The organism is Staphylococcus sp. AntiMn-1, assembly GCF_001663395.1.
Taxonomy (GTDB): Bacteria; Bacillota; Bacilli; order Staphylococcales; family Staphylococcaceae; genus Staphylococcus; species Staphylococcus equorum.
On record NZ_CP012968.1, the window covers coordinates 1,822,559 to 1,848,947 of the forward strand.

At 35.3% G+C, this 26,389-nt stretch carries 20 protein-coding genes, 2 tRNA genes, 1 riboswitch and 1 other annotated feature; of the genes, 18 read left to right on the top strand and 4 right to left on the bottom strand.

The features are described from left to right. Positions 1-79: 79 nt before the first annotated feature. Both rnpA and rpmH read right to left on the bottom strand, forming a co-directional pair. On the bottom strand, positions 80-424 hold the full coding sequence (gene rnpA / locus AOB58_RS08955) for a ribonuclease P protein component (protein WP_002506213.1): 345 nt from the start codon (positions 422-424) through the stop codon (positions 80-82). Positions 425-582: 158 nt separating this feature from the next. Beyond that, positions 583-720, bottom strand: a complete 138-nt coding sequence (rpmH, locus tag AOB58_RS08960) for a 50S ribosomal protein L34 (RefSeq protein WP_000240855.1) — start codon at positions 718-720, stop codon at positions 583-585. A gap of 736 nt (positions 721-1,456) precedes the next feature. On the opposite strand from rpmH, the gene dnaA reads away from it, so the two are divergent. The 6 genes from dnaA to gyrA all read left to right on the top strand — a co-directional run bounded on the left by dnaA (position 1,457) and on the right by gyrA (position 10,757). Then, entirely contained in the window at positions 1,457-2,824 is a 1,368-nt protein-coding gene (gene dnaA, locus AOB58_RS08965; protein WP_002506214.1) for a chromosomal replication initiator protein DnaA, read from the top strand. A gap of 247 nt (positions 2,825-3,071) precedes the next feature. Beyond that, positions 3,072-4,202, top strand: a complete 1,131-nt coding sequence (dnaN, locus tag AOB58_RS08970; protein WP_002506215.1) for a DNA polymerase III subunit beta — start codon at positions 3,072-3,074, stop codon at positions 4,200-4,202. A gap of 524 nt (positions 4,203-4,726) precedes the next feature. Continuing rightward, entirely contained in the window at positions 4,727-4,960 is a 234-nt protein-coding gene (yaaA, locus tag AOB58_RS08975) for a S4 domain-containing protein YaaA (protein WP_172457949.1), read from the top strand. Then, a complete protein-coding gene (gene recF, locus AOB58_RS08980; protein WP_002511869.1) occupies positions 4,957-6,072 on the top strand; it encodes a DNA replication/repair protein RecF in 1,116 nt (371 codons plus the stop codon). The genes yaaA and recF overlap by 4 nt, the downstream gene beginning before the upstream one ends. Before the next feature lie 12 nt (positions 6,073-6,084). After that, positions 6,085-8,016: a DNA topoisomerase (ATP-hydrolyzing) subunit B gene (gyrB, locus tag AOB58_RS08985; protein ID WP_172457950.1), complete on the top strand. Its 1,932-nt coding sequence runs from the start codon at positions 6,085-6,087 to the stop codon at positions 8,014-8,016. A gap of 35 nt (positions 8,017-8,051) precedes the next feature. Then, the gene (gene gyrA / locus AOB58_RS08990) at positions 8,052-10,757 is read left to right on the top strand and encodes a DNA gyrase subunit A (protein WP_064783316.1); all 2,706 of its coding nucleotides are present in this window, start codon (positions 8,052-8,054) and stop codon (positions 10,755-10,757) included. Positions 10,758-10,827: 70 nt separating this feature from the next. Here the strand turns inward: gyrA and AOB58_RS08995 are convergent, their stop codons facing one another. Next, positions 10,828-11,640, bottom strand: a complete 813-nt coding sequence (locus AOB58_RS08995) for an NAD(P)H-hydrate dehydratase (protein WP_064783317.1) — start codon at positions 11,638-11,640, stop codon at positions 10,828-10,830. A gap of 404 nt (positions 11,641-12,044) precedes the next feature. On the opposite strand from AOB58_RS08995, the gene hutH reads away from it, so the two are divergent. The 10 genes from hutH to AOB58_RS09045 all read left to right on the top strand — a co-directional run bounded on the left by hutH (position 12,045) and on the right by AOB58_RS09045 (position 24,435). Beyond that, entirely contained in the window at positions 12,045-13,553 is a 1,509-nt protein-coding gene (hutH, locus tag AOB58_RS09000; protein WP_046465666.1) for a histidine ammonia-lyase, read from the top strand. Positions 13,554-13,619: 66 nt separating this feature from the next. Further along, positions 13,620-13,811 (top strand) — a binding site (T-box leader). Positions 13,812-13,878: 67 nt separating this feature from the next. Beyond that, complete coding sequence (serS, locus tag AOB58_RS09005; protein WP_056936191.1) at positions 13,879-15,162, top strand: serine--tRNA ligase; 1,284 nt, start codon at positions 13,879-13,881, stop codon at positions 15,160-15,162. A gap of 323 nt (positions 15,163-15,485) precedes the next feature. After that, complete coding sequence (locus AOB58_RS09010; protein WP_046465668.1) at positions 15,486-16,181, top strand: AzlC family ABC transporter permease; 696 nt, start codon at positions 15,486-15,488, stop codon at positions 16,179-16,181. Next, positions 16,178-16,507 (top strand): AzlD domain-containing protein, encoded by a 330-nt coding sequence (locus AOB58_RS09015; RefSeq protein ID WP_064783318.1) that lies wholly within the window; start codon positions 16,178-16,180, stop codon positions 16,505-16,507. Before AOB58_RS09010 ends, AOB58_RS09015 begins: the two co-directional genes overlap by 4 nt. 131 nt (positions 16,508-16,638) lie before the next feature. Then, positions 16,639-16,739, top strand: a riboswitch (SAM riboswitch). A gap of 58 nt (positions 16,740-16,797) precedes the next feature. Then, the gene (gene metX / locus AOB58_RS09020) at positions 16,798-17,766 is read left to right on the top strand and encodes a homoserine O-acetyltransferase MetX (RefSeq protein WP_046465670.1); all 969 of its coding nucleotides are present in this window, start codon (positions 16,798-16,800) and stop codon (positions 17,764-17,766) included. Positions 17,767-18,075: 309 nt separating this feature from the next. Then, the gene (locus AOB58_RS09025; RefSeq protein ID WP_176721756.1) at positions 18,076-19,002 is read left to right on the top strand and encodes a DUF2232 domain-containing protein; all 927 of its coding nucleotides are present in this window, start codon (positions 18,076-18,078) and stop codon (positions 19,000-19,002) included. Between the two features lie 14 nt (positions 19,003-19,016). Continuing rightward, positions 19,017-20,984: a DHH family phosphoesterase gene (locus AOB58_RS09030; protein ID WP_046465672.1), complete on the top strand. Its 1,968-nt coding sequence runs from the start codon at positions 19,017-19,019 to the stop codon at positions 20,982-20,984. Then, positions 20,981-21,427 carry a 50S ribosomal protein L9 gene (rplI, locus tag AOB58_RS09035; RefSeq protein ID WP_002506229.1) on the top strand — a complete coding sequence of 149 codons (447 nt, stop codon included), beginning with the start codon at positions 20,981-20,983 and terminating at the stop codon, positions 21,425-21,427. Before AOB58_RS09030 ends, rplI begins: the two co-directional genes overlap by 4 nt. Positions 21,428-21,457: 30 nt before the next feature. Next, complete coding sequence (dnaB, locus tag AOB58_RS09040) at positions 21,458-22,861, top strand: replicative DNA helicase (RefSeq protein WP_002506230.1); 1,404 nt, start codon at positions 21,458-21,460, stop codon at positions 22,859-22,861. A gap of 290 nt (positions 22,862-23,151) precedes the next feature. Further along, positions 23,152-24,435, top strand: a complete 1,284-nt coding sequence (locus AOB58_RS09045) for an adenylosuccinate synthase (RefSeq protein WP_064783319.1) — start codon at positions 23,152-23,154, stop codon at positions 24,433-24,435. A 108-nt stretch (positions 24,436-24,543) separates the two neighbouring features. Here the strand turns inward: AOB58_RS09045 and AOB58_RS09050 are convergent, their stop codons facing one another. Next, entirely contained in the window at positions 24,544-25,755 is a 1,212-nt protein-coding gene (locus AOB58_RS09050; RefSeq protein ID WP_064783320.1) for a macrolide family glycosyltransferase, read from the bottom strand. A 287-nt stretch (positions 25,756-26,042) separates the two neighbouring features. Between AOB58_RS09050 and AOB58_RS09055 the strand changes: the two genes are divergently transcribed. Both AOB58_RS09055 and AOB58_RS09060 read left to right on the top strand, forming a co-directional pair. Then, positions 26,043-26,117 (top strand) — tRNA-Glu (locus AOB58_RS09055). Positions 26,118-26,124: 7 nt separating this feature from the next. Continuing rightward, positions 26,125-26,197 (top strand) — tRNA-Asp (locus tag AOB58_RS09060). The last annotated feature ends 192 nt before the right edge of the window (positions 26,198-26,389 follow it).

Here is a 26,389-nt window from a genome sequence, read left to right on the forward strand (position 1 = left end):
TTGAAAAAATACACAGTTAGTCTTAGGTTTGTCTGAGGTTAGACTAACGATAGTCTAATTAACCGCTCCCCTACCCTACTTAGATACGCTTATTAAAAGCCTTGGCTATTTTCAATACATGTTCAAGACTCGCTTGAATTTGTAACGTATCCATATCTTTAGCTGGCTTCCTCGCTATTACTACAATATCTAATGGTATCATGTCTTCTTTGTGTACCTTGAAGTTTTCACGAATAGCTCTCTTAATACGGGTTCTGACTACAGCATTACCTATTTTTTTAGAAACACTTATTCCTAGGCGGAAATGTTCTAAATTTTTGTTGGGTTTTGTGTATACTACAAATTGTCTATTAGCGACTGATTTCCCTTTTTTATAAATAAATTGAAAATCACCATTTTTTTTAATTCGATACGCTTTTTCCACCAACCATCACTCACTTATCTCTTCATTAGATGTATTATGTTTTATATATGTTTAATCTATATCACTAATTTTCTTAAATTACTAACGAAAATTAACGTAATTTCCTGTCATTTTCCTTCATTAAAACCAAAAAAAAGACCACTGATGAGTCAGTGATCTTATGCTGATAGTACTTTGCGGCCTTTACGACGACGACGCGCCAAAACTTTACGACCATTTTTTGTGCTCATGCGTTTTCTGAAACCATGAACTTTACTATGTTTACGTTTATTTGGTTGATAAGTACGTTTTACCATGCAAAAACACCTCCATCTTTATTCGGTTATCTAACTATTATAATAGATAAATTAATATACGCTTCTGCTCTTAAGTCTTGATTTAACTGTTATTAATTTCTAGTCATAATTCAAGCAACTTCTACAATATAACAAAATATATTTTATAAAGCAAGCATCAATTTGAGTCTTTGCAATTTTATAGGCAAAATCAAAACACTTCCAAATTCAATTGCATATAAGGAAGTGTTGAATTATAAATTCCCTAACCTCACCCTATTATAGTAGAAATATCACTATCTAAAAAATAAACCGCATTACCTTCATTTTTCTTTATACATTTTCCATACAATCTTTATAAATTATTTCCCAAGCTCACAAATGGCTAAATTTTTGATATACTGTTTGTTCCTCTAAGTTATCCACTTATGCACAGTTAAGTTTTCTATTTTTGTGGATAATATATATGTTATTAACAAGGTCATCTACGTTTTAACAACATATTCACAGCCATTTGACATTGGTCATTGTTAAAAAGTATAATTGTGTGGATAAGTCATGTAAATATTGATAGATACAGGGTTTACTTTATTGAATTATATACTAAACAGCTGTGTATAAATCATAGTTAGTAAATAGTTATCCACTGATTGTGTGTAACTTGTGGATAATTATCAACATGCTGTGATTAGTTTTATTTAAGCCTGTTGTTTTTGTGTATAACTTTTAAAATTTATGAAAGTTGGAGTTTAATCATATGTCAGAAAAAGAAATTTGGGAAAAAGTCCTAACCTTGGCTCAAGAGAAAGTAAGTTATCCTAGCTATCAAACTTTCCTTAAAGATACTAAGCTTTACTCATTGCAAAATGATGAAGCTATCGTTGTTATCGATGATCCATTTGTTGCCAATTGGTTAAAAACACATTATGTTGAAATTATTCAAACTGCATTATATGAGGCAATCGGTCATGAAATTATGCCAGTTTTCTATTCTGAAGATCAGTTAGAGAGTTTAAAGTCCGGTGAAAATCAACACACAAGTCAGGAGATGCCACAAAAGAAAAAGTATACACCAGGTGTAGATGAAGCTGTCATTGGCGGCGAACAATTCAATACACACAATACTTTTGATACTTTTGTGATCGGACCTGGCAATAGATTTCCTCATGCAGCAAGTCTTGCTGTTGCCGAAGCACCTGCTCAAGCCTATAACCCGCTCTTCATTTATGGTGGCGTTGGTTTAGGAAAAACGCATCTAATGCATGCAATTGGTCATTATGTATTGGAAAACAATCCTGATGCTAAAGTTATTTACACGTCTAGTGAAAAATTTACTAATGAATTTATTAAATCTATTCGTGATAATAAAACTGAGCGTTTTAGAGAAAAATACCGTAATATTGACGTTTTATTAATAGATGATATTCAATTCATCCAAAATAAAGAGCAAACGCAAGAAGAATTTTTCCATACTTTTAATGAATTACATCAAGCAAACAAACAAATTGTTATTTCGAGTGATAGACCGCCGAAAGAAATTGCTAAATTAGAAGATCGTTTGCGTTCTCGCTTTGAGTGGGGATTAATCGTTGATATTACGCCTCCTGATTACGAGACAAGAATGGCTATTTTGCAGAAAAAAATTGGAGAAGAAAATTTAAATATTCCAACTGAAGCATTAACTTATATTGCTAATCAAATCCAGTCTAATATTCGTGAACTTGAAGGTGCACTCACTCGTGTATTAGCATTTTCTAAACTTCAAGGCCAACCGATTACAACTGAATTAACTGCTGCAGCCTTAAAAGATATTATCCAAGCGCCAAAATCGAAAAAAATCACGATTCAGGACATTCAAAAGATAGTTGGACAATACTATAACGTAAGAATTGAAGATTTTAGTGCTAAAAAACGTACAAAATCCATTGCTTATCCGCGCCAAATTGCAATGTACCTATCACGTGAGCTAACTGATTTTTCATTACCTAAAATTGGTGAAGAGTTTGGTGGTCGTGATCATACTACGGTTATCCATGCACATGAAAAAATAGCTAAAGAAGTAAGTAGTGATTCAACTTTTAAACAAGAACTTGAAAACTTGGAAAAAGAAATTAGAAATCAATAAAAAAACTGTACTATAACAGATTAATTGTAGAAAAATGAGGAATAACGTAGTAACGATAAATTTTGGGGAATTGTGGATAATGTGTAAAAGTCATACACACTGTGCACAAGTTATCCACAGTCGTTAAATAATGTCATACCTGAATTCATATAAGTTATCCCGTAATCCACAAGCCCTACTACTATTACTACTGTTTTAAAACCTATATAATTTATATATAAACGACTGGAAGGAGTTTGAAAATTAGATGGAATTCACAATAAGAAGAGATTATTTTATTGCTCAATTAAATGACACATTAAAAGCCATCTCACCAAGAACTACATTACCAATATTAACTGGTATAAAAATTGAAGTTAAAAATAACGAAGTGATACTTACTGGTTCTGACTCAGAAATATCTATCGAAATCACTATACCTAAACAAGTTGATGGTGAAGACATTATAGAAGTTGCAGAAACTGGATCAGTCGTACTCCCTGGTCGTTTCTTCGTAGACATCATTAAAAAATTACCTGGTAAAGAAGTAAAACTTTCTACAAATGAACAATTTCAAACATTAATTACTTCAGGCCATTCTGAATTTAACTTAAGTGGTTTAGATCCAGATCAATATCCATTATTACCACAAGTTTCTCGCGATGATGCGATTCAATTATCTGTAAAAGTACTTAAAAACGTGATAGCACAGACGAATTTCGCAGTGTCCACCTCAGAAACACGCCCAGTACTCACTGGTGTTAACTGGCTTATACAAGATAGTGAATTAATATGCACAGCTACTGATTCGCATCGCTTGGCTGTAAGAAAAGTGGCATTAGAAGACGAGTCAGAAAATAAAAATGTCATCATTCCAGGTAAAGCATTATCAGAGTTAAATAAAATAATGACAGATAGTGAAGAAGAGATTGATATCTTCTTTGCATCAAACCAAGTACTGTTCAAAGTTGGCAATGTGAACTTTATTTCACGTTTATTAGAAGGGCACTATCCTGATACATCTCGTTTATTCCCAGAGAATTACGAAATTAAATTAGGCATTAATAACGGTGAATTCTATCATGCAATCGATCGTGCATCATTATTAGCACGTGAAGGTGGTAATAACGTTATTAAATTAAGTACTGGTAATGAATTAGTAGAATTATCTTCAACATCTCCTGAAATTGGTACTGTTAACGAAGACGTTAAAGCAAGTAACGTTGATGGTGGCAACTTGAAGATTTCATTCAACTCGAAATATATGATGGATGCATTGAAAGCAATTGATAATGACGAAGTCGAAATAGAATTCTTCGGCACAATGAAACCATTTATTTTAAAACCTAAAGACGATGATTCGGTAACACAATTAATTCTACCAATCAGAACATATTAGAAATTAATAACTTATCCCTAGACAATTTATTTTGTCTGGGGTTTTTTCTATTCATTTTTAAATTCGAAAGTAATTACTGGTCTATATGCGTGTATATAAATAAAGCAGGGGACATTTTTTAAGACAAGCTTAAATTTCAGAAGTATTTTAAGTGGTATATTTCATTTTTAAAGGCACTGAGAGATTAAATATAAGCATTTATAGTTAATTGTTAGGGTATTTTAATAGAATTTTAAAATACGTCTAAAACACGCTTTAAATGTCATTTAAAATCTCAAATATTAAAATGCAGATATAATTTCGAATTATATTTGAAAATTACGGATAGAGAATCATAAAATCGGATTAAAACTACTCGAAATTTGATATAATATTACATGTAAAACAACTACTATAACGGGCTTTGTAGATAATTATTAAAAAGAAGTGGAAATTAGTTATAAGAATACGCTTACACACTGTATTTTACATGAAATTTTTCGTGAAAAAAGGTATAATATATTAGTGAGCTTAAAAGAAACGGAGTGATTGATTTGGTTGAAGAGGTAATCGTTGATGGAGACATTACTTTAGGGCAATTTCTAAAGACAGAAGGTATTATCGAATCTGGTGGACAAGCAAAATGGTTCTTACAAGATTTTGATGTCTTGATAAATGACGAACGTGAAACACGTCGCGGTAAAAAGTTAAACCATCAAGATAGCATTGTCATACCAGAAATCGGTTCATTTGTTATTTTACATCAAGGTGAAGAATGAGATTAAAGACACTCCAGATAGAAAATTATCGTAACTATGATTCAGTTACCCTTGATTGTCATCCAGAGGTAAATATATTGATAGGTGAGAATGCACAAGGGAAGACAAACCTCCTTGAATCTATTTATACATTAGCGTTGGCTAAAAGTCATAGAACGTCCAATGACAAGGAACTTATACGTTTCGGTATGGACTATGCTAAAATAGAAGGTGAACTTAGTTATAGATACGGTGAAATGCCTTTAACGATGTTTATAACCAAAAAAGGTAAGCAAGTTAAAATTAATCACTTGGAACAAAGTAGACTGACTCAATATATTGGTCACTTGAACGTCGTATTGTTTGCGCCTGAAGATTTAAATATTGTCAAAGGATCACCACAAATTAGACGCAGATTTATAGATATGGAGCTTGGACAAATTTCTGCAGTATACTTAAATGATTTGTCTCAGTACCAGCGAATTTTAAAACAAAAAAATAATTATTTGAAGCAGCTGCAATATGGTCAAAAGACAGATAGCACAATGCTAGATGTCTTAAATCAACAATTTGCAGCGTATGCGCTCAAAATTACGCTCAGACGTGAACATTTTATTAAAGAACTTGAATCACTAGCTAAGCCTATCCATTCTGGGATAACGGACGAACGTGAGACATTGTCATTAAAATATTTGCCTAGTATAAAACTCAGCGATGAAGAGAAAAGTGAGACGGAACGCTTAGAAGAAGTCTTAACTTTGCTCAATGACAATATGGAACGCGAGAAAGATAGAGGCGTTTGTTTATACGGTCCTCACAGAGATGATTTAGGTTTCAATGTAAATGGTATGGATGCTCAGACGTATGGTTCTCAAGGCCAACAAAGGACTACTGCTTTATCGATAAAACTCGCAGAAATCGAGTTAATGAATATCGAAGTAGGAGAGTACCCTATCTTATTGCTAGATGATGTATTAAGTGAATTAGATGATTCACGTCAGTCGCATTTATTAAGCACAATTCAACATAAAGTGCAGACTTTTGTAACTACAACATCAGTCGACGGTATAGAGCATGAAATTATGAAGAACGCTAAACTTTATCGCATCAACCAAGGCGAAATTATAAAGTAATAGAAAGTGAAGGTGGAAGCATTGTCAGATGTGAACAACACGGAAGATTATGGTGCTGGTCAGATTCAAGTATTAGAAGGTCTAGAAGCGGTTCGTAAACGACCAGGTATGTATATAGGTTCAACTTCAGCAAGAGGTTTGCATCATCTTGTATGGGAGATTGTCGATAATAGTATCGATGAGGCACTTGCTGGATATGCCGACGAAGTTGAAATTGTTATAGAAAAAGATAATTGGATAAAAGTTACTGATAACGGACGAGGAATTCCAGTAGGTATTCAAGAAAAAATGGGACGTCCTGCTGTAGAAGTTATTTTGACAGTGCTTCATGCTGGCGGTAAATTCGGCGGCGGCGGATATAAAGTGTCTGGTGGACTACATGGTGTAGGTTCATCAGTAGTTAACGCCTTGTCTGAAGATTTAGAAGTGTACGTTTATAAAGATAACGAAATTTATCATCAGGCTTATAAAAAAGGGGTACCTCAATTTGATTTGAAAGTCATCGGGGAAACTGATAAGCCTACTGGTACAGTAATTCGTTTTAAAGCGGATCCTGAGATCTTCACTGAAACTACAGAATATAACTATGATACATTACAACAGCGTACAAGAGAGCTTGCTTTCTTAAATAAAGGTATTTCAATTACGTTAAAAGATGAACGTGAAGAAGAAGTAAGAGAAGACTCATATCACTATGAGGGTGGTATTAAATCTTACGTAGAAATGTTGAATGAAACGAAAGAACCACTTCATGATGAACCGATTTATGTGCATGAATCAAAAGATGACATTGAAGTTGAAATCGCATTACAATATAACAAAGGTTATGCAACTAACTTATTAACATATGCGAACAACATTCACACATACGAAGGCGGTACGCACGAAGAAGGATTCAAACGTGCGCTTTCTCGTGTGCTAAACAGCTATGGCCTAAACAGTAAAATAATCAAAGAAGATAAAGAGCGACTTTCAGGTGAGGATACACGTGAAGGTTTAACAGCGGTCGTTTCTATCAAACATAGTGATCCACAATTTGAGGGACAAACTAAGACGAAACTTGGTAACTCAGAAGTGCGTCAAGTCGTTGATAAACTATTTGCTGAATTGTTTGAAAGATTCTTATACGAAAATCCACAAGTCGGACGTATTGTCGTTGAGAAAAGTATTATGGCGTCACATGCACGTCTTGCAGCTAAAAAAGCACGTGAAGTTACACGCCGTAAATCTGCATTGGAAATCTCAAGTCTACCTGGTAAACTTGCAGACTGTTCTAGTAAAGATCCATCTCGAAGTGAAATCTTTATCGTCGAGGGTGACTCTGCCGGAGGGTCTACAAAATCAGGCCGTGATTCAGAGACACAGGCGATTTTACCATTACGTGGTAAGATTTTAAATGTTGAGAAAGCACGATTAGATAGAATACTAAATAACAATGAAATTCGTTCAATGATTACTGCTTTTGGTACAGGAATTGGCGGAGAATTTGATTTGAGTAAAGCACGTTATCACAAGATTGTCCTTATGACAGATGCCGATGTCGATGGCGCGCACATTAGAACATTGCTTTTAACATTCTTCTATCGCTTTATGAGACCGTTATTAGAAGCGGGATATGTGTATATTGCGCAGCCACCACTTTTCAAATTGACGCAAGGTAAACAAAAATATTACGTGTTTAACGAACGTGAATTAGATAAGCTTAAAGAAGAACTAGACCCAAGTCCAAAATGGTCGATTTCACGTTACAAAGGTCTCGGTGAAATGAATGCGGATCAATTGTGGGAAACTACAATGAATCCTGAACATAGAGCGTTACTACAAGTATCACTCGATGATGCTATAGAAGCAGACCAAGTATTTGAAATGTTGATGGGCGATGTTGTTGAGAATCGTAGACAGTTTATTGAAGATAACGCAGTCTATGCGAACTTAGATTTCTAATACAATGAACTGAATTTTTGAAGGAGGATATCTTGATGGCTGAACTACCTGAATCAAGAATTAATGAACGAAATATAACCAATGAAATGCGCGAATCGTTCTTAGATTATGCGATGAGCGTTATTGTCTCACGTGCTTTGCCAGACGTTAGAGATGGATTAAAACCAGTACATCGACGTATATTATACGGATTACATGAACAAGGTATGACACCTGACAAATCATATAAAAAATCTGCACGTATTGTTGGGGACGTAATGGGTAAATATCACCCACATGGTGACTCATCGATTTATGAAGCAATGGTAAGAATGGCACAGGACTTCAGCTATCGATATCCTTTAATTGATGGTCAAGGTAACTTTGGTTCAATGGACGGCGATGGTGCTGCTGCGATGCGTTATACAGAAGCACGTATGTCTAAAATTACGCTTGAAATGTTGAGAGACCTTAACAAAAATACAATTGATTTCATAGATAACTATGATGGTAATGAAAGAGAGCCGTCAGTCTTACCATCAAGGTTCCCGAACTTACTAGTTAACGGTGCTTCAGGTATCGCTGTTGGTATGGCTACTAATATTCCACCGCATAACTTAACAGAAGTTATTAACGGCGTATTAAGTTTAAGTTATAACCCTGACATCACAATTTCTGAATTAATGGAAGATGTCCAAGGTCCTGATTTCCCTACAGGTGCTTTAATTCTAGGTAAAAGTGGCATCCGTCGTGCATTTGAAACTGGACGTGGTTCGGTTATAATGCGTTCTCGTGCTGAAATAGAAGAGCGCGGTGGCGGACGTCAACGTATCGTAGTGACTGAAGTACCATACCAAGTCAATAAAGCGCGTATGATAGAAAAAATCGCTGAATTAGCTCGTGATAAAAAAATAGAAGGTATTACAGATTTACGTGATGAAACAAGTTTACGTACAGGTGTACGTGTCGTAATTGATGTTCGTAAAGACGCAAACGCAAGTGTTGTTCTAAATAACTTGTATAAACAAACACCGTTACAAACATCATTTGGTGTAAACATGATTGCATTGGTAAATGGTAGACCGAGACTTATCACGCTTAAAGAAGCATTGGTTGAATATTTAGATCACCAAAAAGTAGTTGTAAGAAGACGTACTGAATACAACTTGAAAAAAGCATTAGACCGTGCACATATTTTAGAAGGCTTAAGAATTGCACTGGATCATATTGATGAAATCATTAGAGTAATACGTGAATCAGATAACGACAAAATTGCGATGGCAAGCTTGCAAGAGCAATTTAAGTTATCTGAACGTCAAGCTCAAGCGATATTAGACATGCGTTTAAGACGTTTAACTGGTTTAGAACGCGATAAGATTGAATCAGAATACAATGATTTAATTGCTTATATCGAAGAGTTAAAAGCAATTCTTGCAGATGAAGAAAAGCTTTTACAAATCGTGCGTGATGAATTGATTGATGTTCGTGATCGTTTCGGTGACGAACGTAAAACTGAAATTCAACTTGGTGGACTTGATAATATTGAAGATGAAGACTTAATCCCTGAAGAACAAATTGTCATTACATTAAGTCATAATAACTATATTAAACGTCTACCTGTTTCAACATATAGATCACAACATCGTGGTGGCCGTGGTGTACAAGGTATGAATACACTCGAAGAAGACTTCGTTAGTCAACTCGTAACGTTAAGTACACATGATCACGTTTTATTCTTTACGAATAAAGGTCGTGTTTATAAACTTAAAGGTTACGAAGTACCAGAACTCTCACGTCAGTCTAAAGGTATTCCAGTAGTCAATGCCATAGAGTTAGATAGTGATGAATCTATCAGTACAATGATTGCCGTTAAAGATTTAGAAAGTGAAGAAGATTACCTTGTATTTGCAACATTAAAAGGTAGAGTTAAACGTTCTGCGTTAAGCAACTTCTCACGCATAAACAGAAACGGTAAGATTGCTATCAACTTTAAAGATGATGATGAACTGATTGCAGTACGTCTTACAGATGGTGAAACTGATATTCTTATCGGTACTGCGCATGCGTCATTAATTCGCTTCCACGAAACTGCATTACGTCCACTTGGTCGTACAGCGGCAGGTGTGAAAGGTATTACGCTTAGAGAAGGGGATAAAGTTATCGGCTTAGATGTTACTAAAGCGGAACAGGATGATGAAATCCTAGTCGTTACTGAAAATGGTTACGGTAAACGTACACCTGTAGGAGATTACAGATTATCAAACCGTGGCGGTAAAGGTATTAAGACTGCTACGATTACTGAACGTAATGGTAATATTGTTTGTATAACATCAGTCACAGGAGAAGAAGACTTGATGGTTGTAACGAATTCTGGTGTTATTATTCGTATTGATGTAAATGACATTTCACAAAATGGTCGTGCAGCCCAAGGTGTGAGATTAATCAAATTAGATGATAATCAATTTGTATCTACGGTAGCTATAGTAAACGAGGAAGATGAAGAAGAAGTTGAAGCAATTGAAGAATCTGAAGCAAATGAAGCAAGTTTAACAAATGCTCAAACAACGGATTCTGAATCACAAGATGCGTCATCTAGTAATGAAGCAGTTGTAGAAGATAACACACCAGGAAATGGTATTCATACAGAAGTTGAAGATGACAACTCTGAAGAAGATGGCCGTAAAGAAGTAAGAGAAGACTTTATGGATCGTGTTAACGAAGATATCGATAATGCAGATAGCGATGACAACGAAGAAGAATAATCTTTGATTAAATATAAATACACATATAAAAAGACCTACCTCATTAAGGTAGGTCTTTTTTCGTTATAAATTAGCTTTCTAATGATTTCATGGCATGTGGGATTTCGCTTATAAGTCTTGATGGCGGGACGACATACATTTTCTCTGCTAACTGTTCACCAATGAAGCTATGTGCGTATGTTGCACTTGTGACAGCTTCCTGAGTGTCATCAAACTGCCCGACGAAACTCGTAATCATTCCAGCTAGGGTATCACCCATGCCTCCGGTTGCCATAGCAGGCGTGCCGATTGGTAATTTATAATCTTTGTCTTTGAAATAAATCTCCGTACCATGCATTTTTAGGACAATAGTTGCTCCAATACGATCTGCTGCTTCACGATTACGTTCATATGTTTGTTCCTCAATTGGAATACCACTTAAACGTTCCCATTCTTTTTGATGTGGTGTAAAAATGACATGACAAGCAGGTATTTCAGGTTTCAATTTACTGAAAATCGTTATAGCATCGCCATCTACGATTAGCCTTTGATGCGGTTGAATATTTTGTAATAAGAATGTGATTGCGTTATTACCTTTGAAATCACAACCTAATCCAGGGCCGATTAAGATACAATCTGTGTTTTCAATCATTTTTGTTAACATTTTTGTATCATTAATATCAATGACCATTGCTTCAGGACAACGAGAATGTAGTGCAGCATGGTTCGTTGGGTGTGTAGCTACTGTTATTAGCCCACTGCCACTATAAACACATGCACGTGCTGCAAGCATGATTGCGCCACCTAAGTTTGCATTACCTCCAATTAAAAGGATTCTGCCATAATCACCTTTATGTGTATCATCTTCACGTCTAGGAATGTTTACCGATGATAAAGTTTCCATATTGAAACCTCCTTTTAAAATTTATGATAATTTAATGCTATTCATTTTTGAATAATATACGTAAAAAGTCAGAGTTTAAAATTACAAAAGTAATTATAAATTGGTTTTAAAATCTTCAATTATACGTGCAAAATATTGCTGTCTATTGAAGGGGTTTTGTTTTTAAATTTTTAAGCTGTTTTTTAATACAATAGAAAATAATAAACCTGCATTGCATTTAAGTCAATAGGTAACGTTGTTAAAAAATGATTAAGTTTTCTAAAATGAAGATGAATGCTACTTTACCCTATTAAAACAGTGATTTGATACCATGTTACGGATGTCTCAAAAGCTATTGTTCTGCTGAAAATGTAAGCGTATACTCGAATTAATCGAATTAAATTCATAAGTAGGGAGATGGAGAAATGACATTACAATTAAATGGAGAAATGCTTACAATTGAAGATATCAAGAAATTTTTATATGAGAAAGATACGGTGGAAGTGACTGAAGAAGCTTTTGAACGGGTAAAACAAAGCCGTCAAACAGTAGAGAATATTATAGCGAATAAAGAGACAGTCTATGGTATTACGACAGGATTTGGTTTGTTCAGTGATGTGCGTATTGATGAAGGGGAATATAATCAATTACAAGTTAACCTTATCCGTTCACATGCATGTGGTATGGGGGATCCATTTTCAGAAGAAGTGTCATTAGTGATGATGGTATTAAGATTAAATACCCTACTTAAAGGACATTCTGGAACTACAGTAGCTTTAGTCGAACAGCTCGTATACTTCATTAATAATAGAATTGTACCGGTAGTTCCTCAACAAGGCTCACTTGGTGCTTCTGGAGATTTAGCCCCGTTATCTCACTTAGCATTGGCCTTGATTGGTGAAGGTAACGTCTTTTACCAAGGTGAAGAGGTAGACAGTCGGTATGTCTTAAATAACTTGAAGCGTAAGCCACTAGAATTACAGGCAAAGGAAGGACTAGCACTAATCAACGGTACACAGGCGATGACTGCCCAGGGTGTAATCAACTATATAGAAGCAGAAAGTCTAGGCTATCAAGCAGAATGGATTGCTTCACTTACACATCAATCACTCAATGGTATTACAGATGCTTATAATGAAAAAGTACATAAAGCACGTAACTTCCAAGAACAAATTGATGTAGCTGCGCGTATGTTAGATTGGTTAGAAGGTTCTGAGTTAACTACGACACAAGGTGAAGTACGTGTGCAAGATGCTTATACGTTACGCTGTATCCCACAAATTCATGGAGCAAGTTTCCAAGTGTTCAATTATGTTAAAGAAAAACTAGAATTTGAAATGAATGCTGCAAATGATAATCCACTTATATTTGATGAAGATGATGAAACACTAGTGATATCCGGTGGTAATTTCCATGGACAACCGATTGCTTTTGCTTTAGATTTCTTAAAATTAGGGGTCAGCGAACTGGCTAATGTTTCAGAACGTAGACTAGAAAGACTTGTGAATCCACAATTGAATAATGGCTTACCTGCATTTTTAAGTCCACAACCAGGTTTACAAAGTGGCGCAATGATTATGCAATATGCGGCAGCAAGTTTAGTTTCAGAAAATAAGACCCTTGCACATCCTGCTAGTGTTGATTCTATACCGTCGTCAGCGAACCAAGAAGATCATGTATCTATGGGAACAATTGCTTCTCGTCACGGTTATATGATGGTAGAGAATGCACGACGTGTCTTAGCGATAGAGACAATTATTGCATTACAAGCTGTAGAATATAAAGATATTGATAAGTTATCACCAAAAACATATGAAAAATATCAAACGTTACGCCAAATCATACCATCCATCACAGAAGATAGACAATTTCATAAAGATATCGCAGCGGTATCGCAATATTTACACGATATTGCGTATATGAATGAGATATAATAGACGTCAGCACTGTCACTCTTGAAAAATATAAGGTTATTTGCTATATTTAAAACAAGTTAATAAGTTATTGTTCGAAGGCTAAGTAGTATTAATTGTTTGATTTCAGAGAACTTGTGGTTGGTGTGAACAAGTAATCAACGTTAGTGTGAATCTACCTACTATTAGAAGAACAACCGGCTTTGGCCGTTATTTATGGAGAGTGCAGTCTAATTAGGCTGTTAAATAGGGTGGCAACACGTAGACCACGTCCCTTGTAGAGGGGATGTGGTCTTTTTTGTGTTATTATCCAAACATTTTTAAAAATTGAAAGGATGAATGCGATATGTTAGACATTAAATTATTCCGTAACGAACCTGATTTAGTTAGAGAAAAAGTAACAAAGCGTGGTATGGATGCACAAGTAGTTGACGATATTTTAGCATTAGATGAAAAGCGTCGCCAATTAATTAGCCAAGCTGAAGAAATGAAAGCACAACGTAACAAAGTAAGTGGAGAGATTGCTCAGAAGAAACGTAATAAAGAAAATGCAGACGATGTTATTGCTGAGATGCGTAAACTTGGAGATGAAATTAAAGTCTTAGATGATGATTTAAATCAAATAGACCATGATCTTAATGATAAACTGTCTCGTATTCCAAACATAATTCAAGATGATGTTCCTGTAGGCGCGTCAGATGAAGAAAACGTAGAACTTAAACGTTGGGGCACACCAAGAAACTTTGATTTTGAAGAAAAAGCACATTGGGATCTTGTAGAAGATTTAAATATGGCTAACTTTGAACGTGGTGCTAAGGTATCAGGTGCGAGATTTGTCTTCTTAACTGGTGAGGGTGCTCAATTAGAAAGAGCATTAATGAACTACATGGTAACGAAACATACAACACAACATGGTTATACAGAAATGATGGTACCACAGTTAGTAAATGCAGATTCAATGTATGGTACGGGTCAATTACCTAAATTTGAAGAAGATTTATTTAAAATTGAAAAAGAAGGGCTGTACACAATTCCAACAGCTGAAGTACCACTAACGAATTATTATCGTAATGAAATTATAGGTCCTGATGTCTTACCTGCTAAATTTACAGCACAATCAGCATGTTATCGTAGTGAAGCGGGTTCAGCTGGACGTGATACAAGAGGTCTGATTCGATTACATCAATTCGACAAAGTTGAAATGGTTCGTTTTGAAAAACCAGAAGATTCTTGGGATGCGCTTGAAGAAATGACAAATCATGCAGAAGCGATTTTAGAAGAACTTGTGCTACCTTATCGTCGTGTGAATCTGTGTACAGGTGACATTGGATTTGGAGCTAGCAAAACATATGATTTAGAAGTTTGGTTACCAAGCTATAATGATTATAAGGAAATTAGTTCATGTTCAAATATAACTGACTTCCAAGCGCGTCGTGCGAATATCCGTTTCAAACGTGATAAAAATGCTAAACCAGAATTAGTGCATACACTCAATGGTAGTGGGTTAGCAGTTGGACGTACATTTGCAGCAATCGTTGAAAACTATCAAAACGCAGATGGTTCTATTACAATACCAGATGCTTTAGTTCCGTTTATGGGCGGTAAAACAGAAATCCGTCCTGTAAAATAAAATTAAACAAGCATGGCTAAAAGAGCGTAGCAAAGGCATTTGCTATGCTCTTTATTTATATCGAGGTGGGGTAGGGGTGAAAATAACGTAATTTATAAAATTATATAAGTGACCTCAATGATTTTTTGTACGGAAAACAACAGGTAAGTCTAAAATATTTCATAAAATTCTGACACATCAAAAACCTTTTGATAACAACATATTTAAACTGAGGGTTGTCTTCCGTCACACAAACGTAAGTCTAAAGTCATTGAATGAAACTCTTGCTTTATATTAAACTTAATCTATTGTTTTTAAAAATTAAAAATGAAAGGAGTGAGGTAATGGAAGCGCATGTAACTTTTAAGCAAGGTGTGAAAGAATGTGTTCCTACATTATTAGGGTACGCTGGGGTAGGGTTGTCTTTTGGAATTGTAGCTGTAGCCTCAGGATTTAGTTTGCTTGAAATTATCTTACTCTGTTTACTCGTGTATGCTGGTGCTGCACAATTCATTATTTGTGCACTAGTCATCGCCGGTACACCGATTTCTGCGATTGTGTTAACAGCATTTATCGTTAATTCCAGAATGTTTCTACTGAGTATGACACTCGCACCAAATTATCAATCGTACGGCTTATTAAATCGAATAGGGCTTTCAACGCTCATTACAGATGAAACGTTTGGTGTAGCAATTACACCACACCTTAAAGGAGAAAAAATTAATGATCGTTGGTTACACGGTTTAAATATCACAGCTTATTTGTTTTGGACATTTGCATGTGTTATGGGCGCTATTTTTGGAAAATACATAAACAACCCAGAAACGTTAGGTTTAGATTTCGCTATTGCAGCGATGTTTATCTTTTTAGCTGTATCACAGTTTGAATCAGTTCAACGCTCTCGCATTAAGACGTATTTTGTATTGATTATTACTGTAATCGTGATGATGCTTCTTTTAAGTCTCTTTATGCCATCCTATGTGGCAATTATACTTGCTTCTACGATAGCAGCTGGGATTGGGGTGGTGATGGAACGATGACAACAACGACGCACATGCTTATCGTTATTTTGCTTTGTGGTATTGTGACGTGGTTTACACGGATAATACCGTTTTTACTTATATCTAAAATTAAACTATCTGAAAGAGTTGTAAAATGGTTGTCGTTTATACCAATTACGCTATTTACTGCTTTAGCTATTGACGGTTTGATTGAACAACAAGATGGAATGATGGGGTATAGCATTAATGTGCCATTTTTAATTACGATGGTCCCTACAGTAGTGATTGCAGTTATCACACGTAGTTTAACTATTACAATCGTAGGTGGCATTATTATTATGGCTGCATTAAGATGGGTGTTTTAATTTATTTCATTGATGTAAATCGTTTTATCCGTTAGAATAACAATAATTAGAAAATTCCGACATTTTTTAAAAGATAAATTGATTGTAGAAACATCAATAGTAGTAATGTAGTGCAATACAATTAAAATTAAATCTTATTTCGAGAAGCTAAGGGATTTGGCCCAATGATGCTTCAGCAACCGGCTGAATAAAGTACGGTGCTAAAACCAACGATATAGTCGAATGATAAGTAATTTTCAACTTCTTACTTATTATAGTGAGGAGTTTTTTTACTAAGTAGGAGGTAAATCATGACGAATTATACGGTTGATACATTAGAATTAGGACCATTTACAACAGAGTCAGGAGAAACAATCTCAAACTTAAAATTACGTTACGAACATGTTGGATTGAAAGGTCAACCTCTTGTGGTCGTGTGTCATGCTTTGACAGGAAATCACTTAACGTATGGTACAAGTGAACAACCTGGATGGTGGAGAGGCATTATTGATGGTGGTTATATGCCAATTAACGATTATCAGTTTTTAACTTTTAATGTAATTGGTAGTCCATTTGGTTCTAGTTCAGCACTTACTGATGAAGACTTTCCAGAACAACTAACTTTGCGTGATATAGTGCGTGCAATTGAATTAGGTATTGAGCACTTAGGATTTGAACGTATTAATATACTCATAGGTGGCTCTTTAGGTGGCATGCAGGCAGTAGAGTTATTATATAACCGTAAATTTGATGTTGATAAAGCAGTTATACTTGCTGCTACACAGAGAACATCTTCATATAGCCGTGCATTTAATGAAATTGCGAGACAAGCGATTCATTTAGATTATGAGCAAGGTATGAGTATCGCAAGACAGCTCGGTTTCTTAACATACCGTTCGTCTAAAAGTTATGAACAACGCTTCTCGCCAGATCAAGTAGTTGCATATCAAAGGCACCAAGGTGATAAGTTTATGAAGCACTTTAGTTATTCATGTTATCTAACACTGCTTGACGTCTTAGACAGTCACGATGTGGATAGAGGCCGTGATGACGTGGACGAAGTGTTCAGTAAACTAGATACTAAGATGATGACGATGGGCTTTGCGGACGACTTACTTTATCCTGATGACCTTGTTTATGCAGTTGGGCAACGCTTTAAATATCATAAACATTTCTTTGTACCTGACAATGTAGGGCATGATGGATTTTTAGTTAATTTTAATGATTGGGCACCTAATTTATACCATTTCTTAAAGGTATATAAAATCAAGCGTAAATGAGAGTGACTTTATTATAGAATATTAAATTTAGGACGACAGAGTAGAATCAGAATAACCAGGTGGGATATACAAGGTAGACTGACTGCTACTGTATGTCCTATTTTTTATGGGAAAATGCAAGGAAATACCTGTGATTTTATGTAGTAGTAAGGAGTGTTCCTGTATCAAATATCAACTGAAAGGGTGAACATTAGTTTATCTTCAAATAGTTGAATGTGTAGTGTATGTTTAACTTCTATAGAAATGAGTTGGCAATAATTGTATAAAAGTTTTAAAGAGGTTAAAATAAAAGTTATAGTCAAAAATAGTATGGGAGTGGCGAATTTGTTTTCAAAAATATATCCTAAGGCAACTATACTTAGTATAATCACGCTAGTCATAGTAGCTTTAGCTTTACATATATTACCACCGCTTGGGCTTGTATTGAGTTTGTTTGCGACAATTCCAGGCATTATTTTATGGCATAAGTCTGTAGAATCATTTGGTTTAACAGCAGTCGTAACAGTTGTATTGACAACTTTATTAGGTAATATATTCGTATTAAGTATCATGGTCCTCGTACTCTTAGTGAGTTTCGTTGTTGGCCAATTATTAAAAGAACGTACATCTAAAGAGCGTATACTTTATATTACAACTACATACGTGAGTATGATCTCGTTAATTGCATTTATGGCATTACAAACATTTGATAAAATACCAACATCAACAACATTAATGAAACCTGTGAAAGATCAAATAAATTATTATATTTCTAATGCAGGTGTTGGTGCAGATTATAAACAAATGTTTGAAGAAATGTTCCGTCAATTATCAGTTCAGTTACCAAGTTATGTAATCATTGCAGTATTTATACTCATATTAATCAATTTACTAGTTACTTTTCCAATTTTACGTAAATTCAAAATTGCTACACCAATATTCAAACCATTATATGCGTGGCAAATGAAGCGTTCATTGCTATGGATGTATATGATTGTCCTACTTTGTGTTATGTTTACTGTCGAACCGAGTGCGTTCCAAAGTATCGTATTAAACTTCGAAATTGTGTTATCATTATGTATGTATATTCAGGGGTTAAGTGTGATTCACTTTTTCGGAAAGGCAAAATCAATGCCGCTCACACTTACTGTGATTTTAATGGCAATAGGGACAATTCTAATGCCACTTACACATATTGTAAGCCTCCTGGGTGTTGTAGATTTATGTATTAACTTAAAACGTATCATTAAAAAATGATTTGAGGTGGAAAAATGAATCGTCAATCCACTAAAAAAGCCTTGCTCTTGCCATTTATCATAATGGCACTCACGGCAATTGCGCTTGTTGTAATATGGTTCGTTTTCAACCAAATTATGGCAGGCATCGCTGCGATTGTCTTAGTGGTTATAATTATAGGGACAGTATTTTTGGTAAGACAAGCTTTACAAAAACTAGATAGCTATGTAGATGGTCTGAGTGGTCATATTTCTGAAGGTAGCAACATCGCAATTAAGAATTTACCTATTGGGATGATCATCTTAGACGAAAATGAAAACATAGAGTGGATGAACCATTTTATGTCGGAACGATTAGACCGTAATGTCATTTCCGACCCAGTAAACGAAGTATATCCTAATATCTTAAAACAATTAGAAAAAACACAAGAAATTGAAATTAAAGAAAATGAATATCACTATCGTGTTCGATATTCTGAAAAAGAACATGTTTTATACTTCTTTGATATTACAGAAGAAATTCAGACGGAAGCATTATATGAAGAATCCAAACCGATTATCATGACATTATTCTTAGATAACTATGATGAAATTACTCAAAATATGAACGATACACAAAGATCAGAAATTAACTCTATGGTTACACGTGTAATCAGTAGATGGGCGACAGAATATAACATTTATTTCAAACGTTATAGTTCTGATCAATTTGTGGCGTACTTAAATCAACGTATTTTAAAAGATATCGAAGAATCTAATTTTAGTATTTTAAGTCAACTCCGTGAAAAGAGTGTCGGTTATCGTGCCCAACTTACATTAAGTGTTGGTGTCGGTGAAGGCTCAGAAAATCTTATTGACCTGGGTGAACTTTCGCAGTCAGGCTTAGATTTAGCGCTCGGCCGTGGTGGTGACCAAGTAGCGATTAAGAGTATGAATGGTAATGTACGTTTCTATGGCGGTAAGACTGACCCAATGGAGAAACGTACACGTGTAAGAGCACGAGTGATTTCACACGCTTTAAAAGATATCTTGATGGAAGGCGACAAAGTAATTATTATGGGGCATACACGTCCTGATTTAGATGCAATCGGTGCAGCAATTGGTGTATCCCGCTTTGCAATGATGAATAATTTAGATGCCTACATTGTATTAAATGAATCAGATATCGATCCAACGTTACGTCGTGTTATGGATGCAGTGAATGAAAAACCAGAACTAAAAGATCGTTTCATTACTTCAGATGAAGCGTGGGATATTATGACATCTAAGACAACATTAGTCATCGTAGATACGCATAAACCTGAAATGGTTATTGATGAAAATATTTTAAATAAAGCAAACCGTAAAGTCGTGATTGATCATCATAGACGTGGTGAAAGCTTTATCTCTAGTCCATTGCTTATATATATGGAACCTTACGCAAGTTCGACAGCTGAACTTGTCACAGAATTATTAGAGTATCAACCGACAGAACAACGTCTGACACGTTTAGAATCAACAGTTATGTTTGCTGGTATTATCGTAGATACCCGTAACTTTACATTGCGTACAGGCTCTAGAACATTTGATGCCGCAAGTTATCTACGTGCACATGGTGCCGATACGATATTGACACAGCATTTCTTGAAAGATGATCTTGATACGTATATCAATCGTACTGAGTTGATTCAAACGGTGAAACTGCAAGAGAATGGGGTAGCGATTGCCCATGGTTCTAACGACAAAATCTATCATCCTGTTACAGTTGCACAAGCTGCCGATGAACTGTTAAGTTTAGATGGTGTAGAGGCTTCATATGTAATAGCGAGACGAGAAGACAACCTCATAGGTATGTCTGCTCGCTCACTTGGTGCAGTTAATGTTCAATTAACGATGGAAGCACTTGGCGGTGGTGGTCATTTAACAAATGCAGCTACACAAATGAAAGATGTAACTGTCGATGAAGCAATCGAAAAATTACAACAAGCTATAACAGAACAAATGAGTAGGAGTGAAAATTCATGAAAGTAATATTCACACAAGATGTAAAAGGTAAAGGTAAAAAAGGCGAAGTTAAAGACGTGCCAGTAGGTTATGCAAATAACTTCTTAATAAAGAAAAATTATGCGGTGGAAGCAACACCAGGTAACTTAAAACAATTAGAACAAAAAAATAAAGCAGCTGAAGCTGAGCGTCAACAACAAATTGAAGACGCTAAACAATTAAAAGAACAATTAAGTAATATTGAAGTCGAAGTATCTGCTAAAACAGGTGAAGGCGGCAAATTATTTGGTTCGGTAAGTACGAAACAAATCACGCAAGCATTACAAAAACAACATGACATCAAGATTGATAAGCGTAAAATGGACTTACCAAACGGTATCCACGCATTGGGTTACACAAACGTACCAGTTAAATTAGACAAAGAAGTCGAAGGTACAATTCGTGTACACACAGTTGAACAATAATAACGGATTGAGATATGAGGTGTAATCGTAATGGATGGAATGTATGAACAAAATCAAATGCCACACAGTAATGAGGCTGAGCAGTCTGTCTTAGGTGCCATTATCATAGATCCAGAATTGATCAACACAACTCAGGAAGTATTACTTCCTGAGTCCTTTTATAGAGGCGCGCATCAACACATCTTTAGAGCCATGATGAACCTCAACGAAGACAACAAAGATATTGACGTGGTAACAATCATGGATCAATTGTCACAAGAAGGACGATTGAATGAAGCGGGCGGTCCACAATATCTAGCTGAATTATCTAGTAATGTGCCAACCACACGTAATATTCAGTACTATACAGAAATCGTATTTAAACACGCAACCAAGCGTAAATTAATACAAACAGCTGATAGTATTGCGAATGATGGTTACAATGATGAACTGGAACTAGATGTAATACTGAACGACGCGGAACGTCGTATATTAGAATTATCATCCTCACGTGAAAGTGATGGATTCAAAGACATTAGAGACGTACTTGGTGAAGTATATGAGACGGCAGAATTATTAGATCAAAACAGTGGTCAGACACCAGGTATTCCTTCAGGGTATCGTGATTTAGACCAGATGACAGCAGGGTTTAACCGTAATGATTTGATTATTTTAGCTGCCCGTCCTTCTGTAGGTAAGACTGCCTTCGCACTTAATATTGCGCAGAAAGTAGCTACAAATGAACGTAATTATTCAGTTGGTATCTTCTCGCTTGAGATGGGTGCTGACCAATTAGCGACACGTATGATTTGTAGTTCGGGCAATGTCGATTCTAACCGATTAAGAACAGGTGCAATGACTGAAGAAGACTGGAATCGTTTTACAATTGCAGTAGGTAAGTTATCACGTACGAAGATATTTATTGATGATACACCAGGTATCCGTATTACAGATATTCGTTCAAAATGTCGCCGCTTGAAACAAGAACACGGGCTAGACATGATAGTGATCGACTATCTACAATTAATTTCAGGTAGTGGTTCACGCTTTTCAGACAACAGACAACAAGAAGTTTCTGAGATTTCTCGTACATTAAAAGCCATTGCCAGAGAACTTGAATGTCCTGTAATCGCACTAAGTCAGCTATCACGTGGCGTTGAACAACGTCAGGACAAACGACCAATGATGAGTGATATACGTGAATCTGGTTCGATTGAGCAAGATGCCGATATCGTTGCCTTCCTATATCGTGATGATTATTACAATCAAGGCGAAGATGAAGAAGACGATGACGACACGAACTATGAACCACAAACGAATGATGATAATGGTGATATCGAAATTATTATTGCCAAACAACGTAACGGTCCTACAGGAACTGTGAAGCTGCACTTTATGAAACAATATAATAAATTTACAGATATAGATTATGCTCATGCAGATATGATGGGTTAGAAAAAAAGATTAAATTAATTTTTCCGTACAATAATACAAACTTATGTTTTATTGTACGGTTTTTGTTTGGATTTTATTCTTGAATCTTAATGTAAGTATGTGTCTTTTTTAAATGAAAAATACAATTAAAACATTGGTGTTACTATGTTTGTCGCATTTATTGCAGTATTTGAAAATTAATAAGTATTAGAAAAATGACGAAAAATCAATGTTCGATTTTTGTTTGCAATATCGTTGTGGTATTGGTAGAATACTCATTGGTTAATTGAGAAAAACTTGGAGGTGCTCATATGTCATCAATAGTAGTCGTTGGGACACAATGGGGAGACGAAGGTAAAGGTAAAATTACGGATTTTCTAGCAGAACAAGCAGATGTTATTGCACGTTTTTCAGGCGGTAATAATGCGGGCCACACAATTATATTTGGTGGAGAAACTTATAAATTGCACTTAGTACCATCTGGTATTTTTTATAAAGAAAAATTATCAGTAATTGGTAATGGTGTAGTCGTAGATCCAGTTGCACTATTAAAAGAATTAGATGCTTTAAATGAACGAGGTATTTCAACAGATAATTTACGTATTTCTAATCGTGCACAAGTTATTTTACCTTATCACTTAAAACAAGATGAATATGAAGAAGAACGCCGTGGAGATAATAAAATTGGCACAACGAAAAAAGGTATCGGCCCAGCTTATGTAGATAAAGCGCAACGTATCGGTATTCGTGTGGCAGATTTATTAGACAAAGAAACATTTGAACAATTACTAAAAAATAATATTGAATATAAAAATGATTACTTCAAAGGTATGTTTGGCAAACCATGTCCAACTTTTGATGAAATCTTTGAAACATATTACGCTGCAGGTCAACGTATCGCACCTTTCGTAGTAGACACAGCTAAAGTATTAGATGATGCGTTTGTAGCAGAAGAAAAAGTATTATTTGAAGGTGCTCAAGGCGTTATGTTAGACCTTGACCATGGTACATACCCATTTGTAACTTCAAGTAATCCAGTAGCAGGTAACGTTACTGTAGGTGGCGGTGTTGGTCCAACATTCGTATCTAAAGTAATTGGCGTATGTAAAGCTTACACATCTCGTGTGGGTGATGGTCCATTCCCAACTGAACTATTCGATGAAGATGGTCACCATATTCGTGAAGTTGGCCGTGAATACGGTACAACAACTGGTCGTCCACGTCGTATTGGTTGGTTTGACTCAGTGGTATTACGTCATTCTCGTCGTGCAAGTGGTATCACAGACTTATCAATCAACTCTATTGATGTATTGACTGGTCTTAAAGAAGTGAAGATTTGTACAGCTTATGAATTAGATGGTGTAGAAATCACTGAATACCCAGCAAACTTGAAAGACTTAAACCGTTGTAAACCAATCTTTGAAACACTACCAGGTTGGACTGAAGATATTACGGGTTGTCGTTCATTAGAAGAATTACCTTTAAATGCACGTAGATATTTAGAACGCATTTCTGAGCTGTGTGATGTGAAGATTTCAATCTTCTCAGTAGGCCCAGACCGTAATCAAACAAACTTATTAAAATCTTTATGGTAGGAAAATAATACCAAGTTAGGCTTCTAGTCTAATTATGAAAAAATACCTTGTAGAGTTCACCGTTAACGGTGCGTCTACAAGGTATTTTTATTTATATATAACTGTTATTTAATTGAATTGGCAAATTTTATTACGAAAAGCGAGTATTTGGTCTACTGCATATGCATAACCCGCTTCATCGATAGATTGCACGTTTTTTACTTTTTCGATATGTCGTTGATAATACATTTGATTTTCTAACATTTCTGATACAGCACAGCTTAATTGTTCAGACGTAATGGCCTCATCAATGTGATGACCTACATTTAAGTCTGCTATCTGTTTGGCTACCATAGGTTGGTCTGCACTCTGTGGGAAGGCTAGCATTGGCACATTCATCATCATAGCCTCGTTTGTACTATTCATGCCCGCATGTGTTAAGAATAATGCTGTATGCTGTAATAACTCAGTTTGTGGTACATAATCTTTAATTATAAAGTTGTCAGGTACCTCATCAAAATCGTTCAGATGATTTGTTTCACCGATAGAAACGACGATCGATGCATTGATGTCTGCTAATGCTTTAAAACATTTATTGAAAAAAGCGATATTTTGATTAAAAATAGTTCCTAAAGAAATGTAAATGATTGGTCGTGTCTGATCAATGTCATCCATAAATCCAGAGGGTTGTGGTTGAATGACTGAAGGGCCAGTAAAGACACAATGCTGTGCATCAAACAGGTCATAATTCATTTGGAAACCTTTCATTACATAACATAAGTTGAAATCTCCAGGATTATTCATCACTTCAAAGCGAGTAGGCACCTCAACGTTATATGTAGATTCAATATGTTGTTTCAATTCATTAAATGTGTCATCGGCTTGTTTAATTTCATTGGCATCAACCATTGTTGTTAATTTTTCTGTAAATGCATCAAAACTTTGTTTGCTATGCGCAAATGATGCAATAGAAGATATTGAAGGGATATTTAATTTTTGTGCAAGGATATGGCCACAACTAAACATAGAATCATGAATCATATAATCATAATGCTCATCTTTCGTTTCTTCCAAAATTTGAGGCACGATGATATCCGCAGTTTTTAATAAACCGTTAATTACGTTATATAAGTGATGTTGGCCATAAGATCTAAAACGGTCGACTATAGCATCAGTAGGTAACGTGCGTACTTCTACACCTGTGTCAGCTAATTTATCTTTATATTTATCGCATATGTAATAAACGACGTTTTCACCACGCTCAACAAGTTCTTTACATACTGCAATAGTTGGATTAAAATGTCCGGGTGATCCTGAGTTGATAAATAATACATTTGCCAAAGGTAAGCCTCCTAATTTATTTTATTACACAAGTTTAGCAAAAAGTTTTGAAAACAAAAAAGATTTTAAGTTTAATAGTTTTGTTTTAAATTAAAAATTATTGACACGATATTGAATGAATTTAAAGATTTCTGCATTTTCATTAGTGGCTTTATAGCAGTTTTTTCAAAATAAATCTTAAAACACTAACTTTATACAATTAATATAGAAAATTATACTAATAAAATTAAAAAAAGAGCTTGTCTTCCTTCTAGAGACTTGGTATAATTTAACTTGTGCTTAAGACAGGCTCCTTGGTCAAGCGGTTAAGACACCGCCCTTTCACGGCGGTAACACGGGTTCGAGTCCCGTAGGAGTCACCATTTTTTAGGTCTCGTAGTGTAGCGGTTAACACGCCTGCCTGTCACGCAGGAGATCGCGGGTTCGATTCCCGTCGAGACCGTATAATGCCCATCCAATAGGATGGGCATTTTTTTGTTATCATTATCAATTGATTATACTAGTGTTATTACATATAGAAGTTATAAAATGAGCTTAATTTGAATTTGATAAAAAAATTGCTTATGATAAATGAGCATATGGTAGATTAATTTCAATTTTCAGCATAAGCATAACGAGATGTCGCGGTGATGAT

Bases quoted from the DNA above. Each gene is read 5' to 3' on its own strand.
- AOB58_RS09045 (WP_064783319.1), top strand. From the start codon at position 23,152: ATGTCATCAATAGTAGTCGTTGGGACACAATGGGGAGACGAAGGTAAA.
- serS (WP_056936191.1), top strand. From the start codon at position 13,879: ATGTTAGACATTAAATTATTCCGTAACGAACCTGATTTAGTTAGAGAA.
- metX (WP_046465670.1), top strand. From the start codon at position 16,798: ATGACGAATTATACGGTTGATACATTAGAATTAGGACCATTTACAACA.
- AOB58_RS09025 (WP_176721756.1), top strand. From the start codon at position 18,076: ATGGGAGTGGCGAATTTGTTTTCAAAAATATATCCTAAGGCAACTATA.
- rplI (WP_002506229.1), top strand. From the start codon at position 20,981: ATGAAAGTAATATTCACACAAGATGTAAAAGGTAAAGGTAAAAAAGGC.
- dnaA (WP_002506214.1), top strand. From the start codon at position 1,457: ATGTCAGAAAAAGAAATTTGGGAAAAAGTCCTAACCTTGGCTCAAGAG.
- AOB58_RS09015 (WP_064783318.1), top strand. From the start codon at position 16,178: ATGACAACAACGACGCACATGCTTATCGTTATTTTGCTTTGTGGTATT.
- AOB58_RS09030 (WP_046465672.1), top strand. From the start codon at position 19,017: ATGAATCGTCAATCCACTAAAAAAGCCTTGCTCTTGCCATTTATCATA.
- hutH (WP_046465666.1), top strand. From the start codon at position 12,045: ATGACATTACAATTAAATGGAGAAATGCTTACAATTGAAGATATCAAG.
- gyrA (WP_064783316.1), top strand. From the start codon at position 8,052: ATGGCTGAACTACCTGAATCAAGAATTAATGAACGAAATATAACCAAT.
- AOB58_RS09010 (WP_046465668.1), top strand. From the start codon at position 15,486: ATGGAAGCGCATGTAACTTTTAAGCAAGGTGTGAAAGAATGTGTTCCT.
- dnaB (WP_002506230.1), top strand. From the start codon at position 21,458: ATGGATGGAATGTATGAACAAAATCAAATGCCACACAGTAATGAGGCT.
- dnaN (WP_002506215.1), top strand. From the start codon at position 3,072: ATGGAATTCACAATAAGAAGAGATTATTTTATTGCTCAATTAAATGAC.
- AOB58_RS08995 (WP_064783317.1), bottom strand. From the start codon at position 11,640: ATGGAAACTTTATCATCGGTAAACATTCCTAGACGTGAAGATGATACA.
- recF (WP_002511869.1), top strand. From the start codon at position 4,957: ATGAGATTAAAGACACTCCAGATAGAAAATTATCGTAACTATGATTCA.
- rpmH (WP_000240855.1), bottom strand. From the start codon at position 720: ATGGTAAAACGTACTTATCAACCAAATAAACGTAAACATAGTAAAGTT.